The following is a 12,506-nucleotide window of genomic DNA, read 5'->3' on the forward strand; positions in this document are numbered from 1 at the left end:
CTAGCCCAGTTTTTTAGTGGCTTGATCGAGCATTTCCTGCAGGTGAGCCTCATCCGTGTGGCTGAGGTTGGTTTGCAGCAGATGGGCATGGGGAGCATGGCTGCGTAGTTTCTCGATCACCCGATCAACTGTTGCCTCTTTCACCATCAAGCAGAGGGCAGCTGTATTTGGCCTAAGGGTGTCGCCCACCTCCCGCAAAAAGCCATCATTTATGCCCAGGTCGGTGAGGGCACCGGAGGCAGCGCCTACACCAGCACCAACGGCAGCACCAAGCAGGGGATTAAGGAAAATCAAACCCACCAAGCTGCCCCAAAAACCACCACTCACAGCGCCTGCGGTGGTGAGATTTAGGGCCTGATGCAGTTCAACTTTGCCTTCGCTATTGCATTCCACCACCACCGCATCCTCAAGGGCGATCAGATGGTCTTGCTGCAGAGCAACCAATTCCTTACGCACATCTTGGGCTTCTGCGGCGCTATCAAAGCCAAGAACAATCAACTGACCCATGGGTGCTGATAAAAGCTGCCTAATGCTTAGCAGGCCCAGGTGAAATAACCCACCTAAGTGTTACGGCGCCGATGGGAACGGGGCATTGGCCTTGAGCTGGGTGCTGGATCTGGAGTTGGTTCCACCGCTGGTTTGGGCTCAGGGCGTTGCCAATGGGGTGTTGTGAAAATATCGTTGTTGGGCCAGCTTTCCTGGGCTGGCGAACGGCGTGAAATGGCATCTAAGGGGCGTTTGGATGGACGGCGTGAACCGGGGCGAGCACCGGCAACCCCATCAACAAACTCCCGGCCACGGTCTAGCCAGCCCTCAAGCCGTTCTTCTAAACCAGCATCAAAAAAACGTTCTGCCATCTGCCATCAGGGCCTTGCTTGCACATTAATGCTGCTGCGGCGCAATTGGCTTTCCCGCCATAGGCCAATGGCGCTGATCACCCAGCCACTCACCAATATTCCGCCCAGAAATTCAGCCAAGTTGCTTAACGGTATTAGGGCTGAACTTAAGGGCAAAACGGGCATCCCACACCCCAGCGTTGTGGCGTTCGCAACAACTTCGGCAGGCCAGGCCCTTACGGCGGCGGCGGTAGGCAATTTTTTTGCCGCAGTTAGAACAACTGGCCCACCAGGCGGCAGCCTGCACCGGCAGGGGGTAGCTATGGCGCAAACTCACCTGGAAGCCTGGCTGGGCCTGATTTATGTGGGCCATGCGCGCCTTGAATTGGGGCCCATGCACCTCTTTCAAGCCCAACACCCGATCCACCCAGGCGTGGATCATTTCATGGCAAAGGGTGCTCAAAGTGGCCTCTGGCGGCAGGGGCACGAGCACCACCCGCGACAGCACAATTTCACTAATCCCTGGGCCAAAGCGGTAGAAGCCAGCGGTGCGGCTGAGGCGGCCATCACTCCAACGCAACAGCAAAGGGGGGTTAATTAAGGCGGCTAGGGAAGCATCGAAATATTGCCGATCTAAGCGATGAAACAGTGGTAGTAATGGTTCTAGGGGCATGGCTTGATTTTGACGCCAGCAAAAGGCCAACGCAATGGAACGCCGTCCTTCAGACTCACACCACTTCAACTCGCCCACCCGTGGATCTGGATTGGTCTGTTGTTCGAGGCTTAAGCAGCAAGTTGCTGCTGGCCGGTGCTGGCGCCTTACTGCTGTATTGGACCATCAGCGCCGTGAAGCTGGTGATCAGTGCCCGGGGCATCAATCCCTTGCTAAAGCAGTTCTTTAATCAAATTGCCTCTGGCCGGGTGGATGCCGCCTATCTCCTAACCACCAAAAGCTATCGGCAACATGTAAATAGGCAGCAGTTCATCCGTTTTCTGGCTGGTTTACAGCTGAATAAATATCGCAATTTGAAATCAGGGCGCCCCAGAATTCAAGAAGGCCAAATCATGCTCACGGTGAAGTTAAAAAGTGATGCCAAAGAAGAACTACCGCTTGATTTCACCTTTGTAAAACTTGAAGACAACTGGCGGGTGGAGCGGATCAACCGCTTGGATTCCTAAGCAGAGCTTTATTGATGGCTTCCGCTGCTGCCACCGCTAGGTATGAAGAGTTGCGGCGCTTGTTGATCGCTGCCGCCCATGCCTACTACGTGCTGGATTCTCCAGCCATGGAAGATGCGGTTTACGACAGGCTTTATCGAGAATTATTAGAGCTAGAAGCAGCAAACCCAGGGCTAATAAGCGCCGATAGCCCAAGCCAACGGGTGGGGGGCTCCCCCGCTGCGGGCTTCCAAAGCGTGGCCCATCGCATTGGCCTGCTGAGCCTTGATAACGCCTTCAACGCAACTGAATTAACCAACTGGTACGCCAAATTGTTGCGGGTGCTCGAACTTGAACCGAGCACTGAATTAGCGCTGGTGGGGGAACTGAAGATCGATGGCAATGCCCTAGCCCTTAGCTACGAAGCGGGGGTATTGGTGCGTGCCGCCACCCGCGGCGATGGCGAAAGCGGGGAAGACATCACCCCCAATGGCCGCACAATTCAAAGCGTGCCCCTCAGGCTTCACCTGGATAATCCACCGGCTTGGGTGGAGGTGCGGGGGGAGGCGTTTATTCCTGATTGCACCTTTGCTGCAATCAATGCCGAACGGGCTGGCCGCAATGAAGCCCTATTTGCCAACCCCCGCAATGCCTGCGCCGGCACCTTGCGGCAATTAAATCCCCAGGTGGTAGCCGCACGGAAACTGGATTTCTTTGCCTACACCCTGCACTTACCAAACGGCAGTGATAACCCCAGCAGCCAATGGGAAGCACTGCAGTGGCTAAAAAAAGCCGGCTTCAAGGTGAATCCAAACACCGCACTACTCGCCAATTTGCAAGCGGCTGAACAATTTTGTAGCGATTGGGAGTTGAAGCGCCAGCAACTCGCCTATGCCACCGATGGGGTGGTGTTGAAATTAAACGAATTGCAGCTGCAGGCAGAGGCAGGCTTCACCCAAAAAGCACCGCGCTGGGCGATCGCCCTGAAATATCCAGCTGAAGAGGCGCCAAGCCGTTTGCTACGGCTCAGCTGCCAGGTGGGTCGCACGGGGGTGATAACACCGGTGGCTGAATTTGAACCGGTAGCCCTTGCCGGCACCATGGTGAGCCGCGCCACCTTGCATAACGCCAACCGCCTAGCCGAACTTGATCTGCATGCCGGCGACACGATCGTGGTGCGCAAAGCGGGGGAGATCATCCCCGAGGTGGTGCGGGTGCTGATCGAACTAAGGCCCGCTGCTGCCATGGCCTTGGCCTTGCCCCACAACTGCCCCGAATGCGGCTCTGAGCTGATGCGCGAGGCGGATGAGGCCGCAACCCGCTGCATTAACAACAGTTGCCCGGCGATATTGCGGGGAACCCTGCGCCATTGGGTAAGCAAAGCGGCGATGGATGTGGATGGCCTCGGTTCAAAACTGATTGAACAATTAGTGGAACAGAGCCTGGTGCGATCGATCGCTGATCTCTACCGGCTTGATGGAGCCCTGCTGGCCAGCTTGGAGCGCATGGGCCTAAAGAGCGCAGAAAACCTGGTGGCCGCTTTGCAGGCATCAAAACAAAAGCCCTGGCATCGGCAGCTTTATGGGCTTGGCATCCACCATGTGGGCGACGTGAACGCAAAAGCCTTAGCTAAAACTTTTAGATCTGTTGATGCCCTGGCAACTGCTGCAAGCGAAACGCCGGAATTGATCACGGCAGTTTTTGGCATTGGCGCTGAAATCAGCCAAAGCCTGCAGCAATGGTTTGGCACCAATGCCAACATTGAATTAATTGAGCAGTTGCGTTCTATCGGTTTTAGCCTTTGGGATACAACAGAGACGGGATCAAACGAAGCGGCGCCATTGGCGGGTAAAACCTTTGTGATCACTGGAACATTGCCAAGCATGGGGCGCAGTGAAGCCCAGGAGTTGATCGAAGCAGCAGGCGGCAAGGTAACAAGTGCCGTTAGCAAAAAAACCAACTACCTGGTGGCAGGCGAGGAAGCGGGCAGCAAACTAGATAAAGCAACCGCACTCGGGGTGCAAGTGCTGAGCGAGGAGAGCCTAAAAGAAATGCTGCATAACCAAAGCAAAAGCGTTTCATAACCTGTCCACAACGAATTGCACAATAGTTCTTAACCAAAGCAATGCATCATCATAAAAGTTATAAGATTTTTTGTGAGCTTAACTTTCGTTGGCTTGAGTCCTGCAACTGAAGCGGTTAACGGTGTAATAAATTTATCAGCACTTGGTGCTAACGCTGAGATAACAGCTTTTAATAGCAAAACAGGATATGGCTACACGGTTGGTGGTGGTTCCGGAGCGATAATAGTATTAGATTTAAGGGATCCATCTAAAGCAAAAGCGGTTGCAAAAGCCGCCCCGACAGTAACTGGTCAAACCCTTCAAAGTGCAGCAGTATTTGGAAATCTGCTGGCAGTAGCAGTACAAAATACTGTCAAAACAGAGTCAGGTTTTGTTCAATTCTACAACCTAAGTGATCCAGCCCTGCCAGTGCATGTGAGCACGGTTACAGTTGGTGCACTGCCAGATATGGTTAAATTTAATGCAGATGGAACTAAACTTATTGTAACCAATGAAGGAGAACCCAATAGTGATTATACTATTGATCCAATTGGCTCAATCTCTTTAATCGATACAAGCAAATACAGCGGTACATCACCGATTGCACCCGCTCAAAGCAATGTAGCAACGGTAGATTTTAGTGCCTGGAACAATCGCAAGGAAGAGCTTATAAACCGCGGCATAAGAATAACTGGAAAAACAGGCGTAACAACAAATCTTGCCCAAGATATTGAGCCGGAAGCAATTGCAATAGCAGCAGATGGTAAAACAGCTTACATTTCACTGCAAGAAAACAATGCAATTGCAGTTCTTGATATCAGCACTACCACACCTAAAATAACTTCATTCTTTTCAGCCGGCATTCAGGATTGGGATCGGGGCTCAGCCACAGCTAAAAATTATAGCTATACGCTTTCCTATGCAAGAGGAAATACAAATCTGCCAACAGGCGTTCAAGCTGGAGGCCTGTCAGGTTTAACATTTAGTGGAACAGAAACTATTGAAGGTAAAAGCCTAGATATCTACTATTCCATCACAGACCGTGGGCCTAATGGAGCCATAGTTGATGGCAAACGCCAGTTTCTAGATCCAACATTTCAACCTACTATTTATAAACTTGGCATGGATCGTGCCACGGGTGCAGTAACCGAATTAAGTAAATTAGGTTTAAAACGCGCAGATGGAACGGCCTTAACAGGACTACCTCAGCTTTCCGGTAAAGACGACATCCCCATCACCGCTAGCAATGCAGCCATTGCCTATGATCCCTTTGGCATTGACTCAGAAACAATTTCAATATTCGAAACAAATATTGGAGGCGCAAATAAGAAAGTATTTGCGATTGGTGACGAGTATCGCGGCCAAATATCAATATTTGATTTCACAACAGGTAACCTGATCCAGCGCTACATTCCCTCAGGACAAAAAGCATTACTACAAACACAACACAATGTGGGTGGAGCAACCCCAATTGGGGCTGAAACAATTGATAGTCTTCCTGCGATATACGGCAACCGATGGAGTAATCGCGGAATTGAAGGAATGGCATACAACAGCAAAGATGGTTTGCTTTATGCATTCATTCAAAGCCCCCTAGATGTTGATAGCAATAATGATGGAGTGGTGGCTGAGCGAAGCAAATCTCAATTAACCAGAATTCTTGCAGTGAATCCTGCAACGGGCGCAGCAGTTAAGGAGCACTTTTATTTTCTAAGCGGCCGTTTAAACCAGGACAAAATTGGTGATGTTGCCTACGACGCCAGCCGCGATGTGTTCCTTGTTATGGAAAGAGATAGTTCAAGATTAATCGATGGCTTTAAACATGTATATGAAGTAGACATGCGTGGCGCCACTAATACTTTAGCAATAACCACGGCAACTAATCAAACTACTGATGGCTGGCTGAAGAAAATAAATGTTGCTAGCCCCGAATTACTAGATAACACACTAACACTTGTAGACGGCGTATATAAATCATCTAGTGCTGATTTGCTAGCTGCAGCAGGTATTAAAATTGCAAACAAGGTTGAGCTATTCAACCTACCTTCAGTGGGTGGCAGCCTTGGCTTCGATAAACCCGAAGGCTTAACCATAAGAGATGATGGTTCCTTAGTAATCAATTACGACAACGACTTCGGCCTTGAAGGGGCAAATGGAAACGCCTTTACAGTTGTTAACTTCAGCGACCCTGCATTAGATACAGAAGATAACGCAGGCGGTGGCTACACTCCAGCCAAAAACCATGATGTTTATGGCCTAGTAATGCCAGATGGCCTAGCAACAATGAGTTATAAAGGGCAAACATATATTTTAGCTGCTGGAGAAGGTGATGATCGCAATGATTTCCTCAATCCAGACGAAACAGAAAGAGTTTCAGCATTACTTACGGCGGCAACAACTGCAAATGCCACAACCGCGCAAAAAGCGGGTTTAACAGCAACAAACTCGGCTAGGCTATCAATACTTAAAAATGCTGGCGATTATGATGCTGATGGATTTATAGATCAAGCCTACACACTCGGATCAAGATCCTTAAGAATATTTGATTCCAAAGGCAACGTTGTATTTGATTCAGGATCTGCCCTTGAAGATTTAGCTAATAGCAAAGGAGTGTATCCAGTTAATGATCGTGAAGATGCAAAGGGTGTTGAACCAGAAATGGTTGAAGTAGCGATTATTAACGGACGGACCTATGCATTTGTAGCACTTGAGCGCACTACAACAAGCCTTGCTGCAATATTTGATGTAACAAATCCATATAAGCCACTAGCAATAGACCCAATCCAATTTCCTGGTGCAAAGCGAATTGAGGGGCTCACATTTCTCACTGCTAATGACAAACGTTATGTAATAGCTTCAAGTGAAGATAACGATGTTGTATCCGTACAAGAAACAAGTCTACCAACAAATTTCAAACTGCAATTACTTCATTTGGCAGATGGTGAAGCCGGTTTATTGGCCTCACAAACAGCACCTTATCTTGCAGCTGTAATGGAAGGTTTTGAAAGCTCCTATTCAAATAACCTAATTTTAGCTGGAGGTGATAACTTCATACCCGGACCCTTTGCCAATGGAGGAACCGATATAAGCGTACGTGATGAATTAAATGCAACTACGGGCTCAACAATTAGTTTAGCTGCAACAACTAACCATCCAACATTTGCAGTGGATATAGCTATTCACAATATCTTGGGTGTTGAAGCTTCAACTATTGGCAACCATGAGTTCGACCTAGGCTCAAGGGTTTTTAAAGATAGTTTTACAGCAGGATCTGGGTGGGTGGGAGCACAATTCCCTTACCTTTCAGCTAATCTTGATTTCAATGCAGATGCTGATCTAAAAACAAGTTTTACAGACACTGTTGCCACTGCTGGCCTAGAAACTGCAAGCAGCCTGAAAGGCAAGATTGTTCCATCAGCAATCATAGAAAAAAATGGTGAGAAGATTGGTTTAGTTGGAGCAACAACTCAAGTAATTGAGCAAATCTCATCAACTGGCGGTGTAGAAGTAAAGGGATTTGCAGGCGATGGCAGCGAGAAAGATAATATGGTTTTGCTTGCAAGCCAACTACAACCTGTAATTGATGATCTAATAAATCAGGGCGTAAACAAGGTGATCCTCATGGCTCACCTACAACAAATTAACAATGAAAAAACCCTTGCACCACTTCTTAAAGGTGTAGATATTATCCTGGCAGCAGGATCTAATACCCGCTTGGGTGATAGCAACGACGTTGCCGTGGAGTTCCCTGGCCATGCTGCAAATTTTGCTGATAAATACCCGCTGGTGACGGCGGGCGCAGACGGGGCACCAACAGTTATTGTTAACACCGATAATGAATACACCTATCTAGGTAGATTAGTTGTTGATTTTGATTCCCAAGGCAAAATAATTCCAGCAAGCATAGATCCATTAATCAGCGGTGCCTATGCTGCCACTGCTGCAAATGCAGCGAAGGCATGGGGAGTGTCAGAAACTGAACTTACAACAACTGCTTTTGCAGAAAACAGCAAGGCAGAGAATGTTCAAGATCTAACTGATGCTGTTCAAGCAGTTATAAGTTCAAAAGATGGACAAATTTGGGGTTACAGCAATGTTTACCTTGAAGGCGAACGCAATATTGTTCGCAATCAGGAAACAAATTTAGGTAATCTTAGCGCAGATGCAAATCTTGCATTTGCCAAATCTGTTGATCCAACAGTGGTTCTCTCCTTGAAAAATGGGGGTGGTATTAGATCACAAATTGGTTCTATTGATGTTGTAAGTGGATCAAAAACAACCACTACCGCAAATTCCACTGCAAACAAAGTTGCAGGAGCAATTTCAACCCTAGACATTGAAAACTCCCTTAGATTTAATAATTCACTTTCGCTGGTAACAGTAACAGCTACTAAATTAAAGGAATTACTTGAGCATGGCGTTGCAGCTACACCAAATCAAGGCAGATTTCCTCAAGTTAGCGGCGTTTCTTTCAGCTACGACCTAACAAAACCAGCTGGCAGCCGCATCGTGAGTGCCACCATAGAAGATAGCGAGGGTGGAGATCTTGATGTGGTGGTTCTGGGGGGGAATCTAGTTGGTGATCCAAACAGATCCTTCCGCATGGTTACATTAAACTTCCTTGCAGGTGGAGGCGATAGTTATCCTTTTGCCAAAGATAATGTAGGCGAAAACAGAATTGATTTGTTAAAAACTGGAGCACCAAAAACTGGTTCTGCCACTTTTGCCGACAACGGATCAGAGCAAGATGCTTTAGCCGAATTCCTTAAAACAAATTATCCAACTCTTCAAAAGACCTTTAATAAATCAGAAACCACAGACTTATTAGACACACGCATTCAAAATCTAGCAGTAAGAAGTGATGAGATAATTGATCCTGTAAGAATTGGAACAGCAGGTGACGACAATGCAATTCCAGGCCAAACAACAATTGCTGGATTTAATGGAAAACTAGATCAATTATTCACAGGCGCTGGCAATGACACAGTTGACACGGCCATAGCAAGTGGATACGAAAATAAAATATTCGCGGGATCAGGAGTTGATACTATTTTCGCCAGCAGTAGAGATATTATTACTGGCGGCAGCGGTAATGACGAACTTTATGCATACAATGGCGATAATAATCGTCTTAGCGGTGGCACAGGAAACGACAACTTCCACCTTGGCAGCTCTGGCAATCGTGCCCTAGGCGGCGACGGCAACGATGTTTTCAACGTTGGTGGTGAAGCTGGCACCAACTACCTCAATGGTGGTGCCGGCGTTGATCAGTTCTGGCTAGTGAGTGGTTCTAAAGATCTGCCCGCTGCCAAACAATTCGTGATGGATTTCACTCCAGGCGAAGATAAAGTTGGTCTGCGCGGGTACACCTTTGCTGATTTGAGTTTCACTCAAGCCGGCAGCGATACCCTCCTAACCATCGCCAGCACCGCCGTTGGGCATTTCAGCAACACCAGTGCTAGTGCACTGAACAACGTCAATAACTTTGCCTTCTAAAATTAGGATTGATTCTGTATGTATTGCAGAAAACACCGCAATTAAGTTTAACTAGTTAATATTAGTAAGATAAACAGATTGTTTATCGAGAGGTTAAAACTTAACTAGTTCTTATCCATCATCTTTCTTTCCCATGAGCACCACTCCAAAGACAATCGGTCAAGTAACAGCCCTAATTCCTGAGGCAAGCACTGCCAATGATGCCTTTGAGCGTATTGATGGCAAGAGTGGCGATACGGCGTTTCCCTATGCAAAATTCAAAACATTAGCTACTGTTGGTGAAATTGATCCAGTAACTAAAAAAGCTTTAACCGGCTACCCAGACGGCAATGCAGCCTGGCTAAAAGATAACGACACAGTTCGTGTTGCATATCAGAGTGAATCATATGCAACGATGTCGAATCAAACATATGGCTGGGAAATGAGCAACGGTGTTAAATTTACCGGATCACATATTCATACAATTGATTACGATCGGGCAAAATTTGCAGATTTTCTAGACAACGGCTCCTCAGCGAGCGAAATGTTTAAAACATCGGGCAATCTTTTCAATAAAGTTTATAACGTATTTGGCCAAGAAGTTGTCAAGAAAAATACTACCAAAACTGATTTAGCTGCTAAATGGGGAAACCAAACCAATCCCGATGGCACATTAGTTGAATTTATTGCAGGTAGCCCTGCAAGCGGCACAACGGCTGCTGTTAAAGACATGCGCCTAACTGAAGGCGATTTCTTCTTCCATTCATTCTGTGGATCTTGGTACGAACCAGCTAATAAATACGGCACTGAAATTGGCTTCAAAGATGATATTTGGCTAATGGGAGAAGAATGGAATATCGGCAGAAGTATGTTTGCAGATCCTGATGGCACTGGCCCCTTAACTGGTACCGACGTAGCCAATGGCACCATGGGCCTTGCTTCCATGGTTGTGGATGTTAAAAACGGTGTTGCCTACACGGCACCGGCCCTAGGCCAAGCAGGCTATGAAAAATTAATGCCAATAAATCCTGGCAATAAAGATTTCGTAGTAATTGTTGCCTCAGGATACAACCACGATATGCAGGTTGCTCCTCTTAAAGTTTATGTTGGCCGCAAGGGTTTAGATGCAGCAGGTAATGCAATTACTGATTCTGCTAATCCAAGGGATAAATTTCTAGCTAATAATGGTTTGCTTTACGGGCAACTTTATGGCATGGCAGCAAGCGCTGTCACCTATCAAACACTTGGCATCACAACTGTTGATGCAGATGCCAAGATGCTTGATGCATATCTCACCAACAAAGCAGCACCAGCAAATTTTGATGCCCGCTTCTACCCAACTAACTTTCGTTGGAATGGATTTGACACTCCAGAAGCTGTAAAAGACACTGAAATTTTACTTTGGCAGAAAGATGGGGATATCCCTACTGGTGGAACAACAGCCGAGGCAAATCTTCAGCCCACTGGTTATACGTATTTTAATAGCGACACGAAAGTTGAGCATCCAGCGGCCGATCCAGATATCACTAAATCACGCTACTTTCAAAATCACACCGCAACGGGTGGTTTATTAGCAATTGATTTCACAAGCTCAATCCTTGCAGATTTAAACTTAACTAATAACGACAAAGACAACAATAAGTTACCCGACTATTTATCTGCCAAAGTTACTCGTGCACTCGCTGGAGTTGATGGCGCCCTGAATGTTGATGTGGGTGGCAAAGGTGTGGCTCACTTTGACGCAACAGTTAATCCAACAGGAGCAAAAACAGCTTCAATTCATGTGGGTGCAAACAAAGCTCAATTGGTAGCACCAGACGGATTACTCTGGACCAAATCATCAGATGGCGATGTTCTAATTCTTGATGAAGATTCCGGAAATGCCTATGGAGAGAGAAAGATTGCCCTCGTAGTTAATCCCACCACGTTAAATGTTACGCCTGATGGCACTGGCTATTTTATCGCTCAAGCTGGTGGCTCAAAAAACCCTCGCGCAACAGATAAAGTTGCGGCAATGGAAGGAACCTATCAATCCGCCAGAGGAGCTGAATTTTCTGGCTCATGGGACGTAACTGCACTTGTTGCCCGTAAAGACAATGGTAGTTTTTATTCCACTGAAGAACTAAAAGGGGGAGGCGCTCAAATTGTTGAACAATCTCGCCCATTATCAGAACACCTATTCATTGGTGTAGTTCAACAACCGGGTGAATCAGGTGGCCAAGTAGCTGCACAGAAGGCAGATTATGGCGGTCAAATATTCCAATTCAGTTTGGATCTTCCCAATGTGGCTCCTAAACCAGTGTTGGGGACCACAGGCGACGACAAACTGCTGGTAGCAGATGCAAGCAAAGGTGCAGCAATGATAATGAATACAATTATCACAGGAGCAGGAAACGACGAGGTTGAAATCGCAGCCAACCGTGGTTTTGAAAATAAAATATTCTCTGGCTCTGGCGTAGATACTATTTTTGCCGGAACACGCGACGTAATCACTGGTGGCAGTGGAAACGACGAACTTTATGCCAATGGTGGCAATGGAAACCGCTTAAGCGGCGGCACAGGAAACGACAACTTCTACCTTGGCAGCTCAGGCAATCGTGCCCTAGGCGGCGACGGCAACGATGTTTTCAACGTTGGTGGTGAAGCTGGCACCAACTACCTCAATGGTGGTGCCGGCGTTGATCAGTTCTGGCTAGTGAGTGGTTCTAAAGACCTGCCCGCTGCCAAACAATTCGTGATGGATTTCACCCCAGGCGAAGATAAAGTTGGCCTGCGCGGATATAGCTTTGCTGATTTGAGTTTCACTCAAGCCGGCAGCGATACCCTCCTAACCATCGCCAGCACCGCCGTTGGACATTTCAGCAACACCAGTGCAAGCGCACTGAACAACACCAATAACTTTGCCTTCTAATTAAGCACCATCCATTAATTGGCTGATATTCCCCCCTTATCAGGGGGGATTTTTATAATTTAG

The 12,506-nt window shown here is 47.3% G+C and carries 7 protein-coding genes; 4 read left to right on the forward strand and 3 right to left on the reverse strand.

All coding sequences use genetic code 11. The annotated features are described in order from the left end of the window. From C7K08_RS05550 to C7K08_RS05560, 3 genes are all read right to left on the reverse strand, one after another. Positions 1-507 (reverse strand): DUF1269 domain-containing protein, encoded by a 507-nt coding sequence (locus tag C7K08_RS05550; protein WP_106499652.1) that lies wholly within the window; start codon positions 505-507, stop codon positions 1-3. 53 nt (positions 508-560) lie between these two features. Continuing rightward, positions 561-857: a hypothetical protein gene (locus C7K08_RS05555; protein ID WP_106499653.1), complete on the reverse strand. Its 297-nt coding sequence runs from the start codon at positions 855-857 to the stop codon at positions 561-563. A gap of 112 nt (positions 858-969) precedes the next feature. Beyond that, entirely contained in the window at positions 970-1,509 is a 540-nt protein-coding gene (locus C7K08_RS05560; RefSeq protein WP_106499703.1) for a SprT family zinc-dependent metalloprotease, read from the reverse strand. A gap of 86 nt (positions 1,510-1,595) precedes the next feature. Between C7K08_RS05560 and C7K08_RS05565 the strand changes: the two genes are divergently transcribed. From C7K08_RS05565 to C7K08_RS05580, 4 genes are all read left to right on the forward strand, one after another. Then, positions 1,596-2,015: a hypothetical protein gene (locus C7K08_RS05565; protein WP_106499704.1), complete on the forward strand. Its 420-nt coding sequence runs from the start codon at positions 1,596-1,598 to the stop codon at positions 2,013-2,015. 14 nt (positions 2,016-2,029) lie between these two features. Beyond that, positions 2,030-4,078, forward strand: coding sequence for an NAD-dependent DNA ligase LigA (gene ligA / locus C7K08_RS05570; RefSeq protein WP_106499654.1), 2,049 nt, complete (start codon positions 2,030-2,032; stop codon positions 4,076-4,078). A gap of 93 nt (positions 4,079-4,171) precedes the next feature. Then, positions 4,172-9,553, forward strand: a complete 5,382-nt coding sequence (locus C7K08_RS05575; protein ID WP_133165160.1) for a choice-of-anchor I domain-containing protein — start codon at positions 4,172-4,174, stop codon at positions 9,551-9,553. A gap of 133 nt (positions 9,554-9,686) precedes the next feature. Then, positions 9,687-12,443, forward strand: a complete 2,757-nt coding sequence (locus tag C7K08_RS05580; RefSeq protein WP_193464813.1) for a calcium-binding protein — start codon at positions 9,687-9,689, stop codon at positions 12,441-12,443. Positions 12,444-12,506: the final 63 nt, after the last annotated feature.

The organism is Synechococcus lacustris str. Tous (assembly GCF_003011125.1).
Taxonomy (GTDB): domain Bacteria; phylum Cyanobacteriota; class Cyanobacteriia; order PCC-6307; family Cyanobiaceae; genus Synechococcus_D; species Synechococcus_D lacustris.

Bases quoted from the DNA above. Each gene is read 5' to 3' on its own strand.
- C7K08_RS05550 (WP_106499652.1), bottom strand. From the start codon at position 507: ATGGGTCAGTTGATTGTTCTTGGCTTTGATAGCGCCGCAGAAGCCCAA.
- C7K08_RS05555 (WP_106499653.1), bottom strand. From the start codon at position 857: ATGGCAGAACGTTTTTTTGATGCTGGTTTAGAAGAACGGCTTGAGGGC.
- C7K08_RS05560 (WP_106499703.1), bottom strand. From the start codon at position 1,509: ATGCCCCTAGAACCATTACTACCACTGTTTCATCGCTTAGATCGGCAA.
- ligA (WP_106499654.1), top strand. From the start codon at position 2,030: ATGGCTTCCGCTGCTGCCACCGCTAGGTATGAAGAGTTGCGGCGCTTG.
- C7K08_RS05580 (WP_193464813.1), top strand. From the start codon at position 9,687: ATGAGCACCACTCCAAAGACAATCGGTCAAGTAACAGCCCTAATTCCT.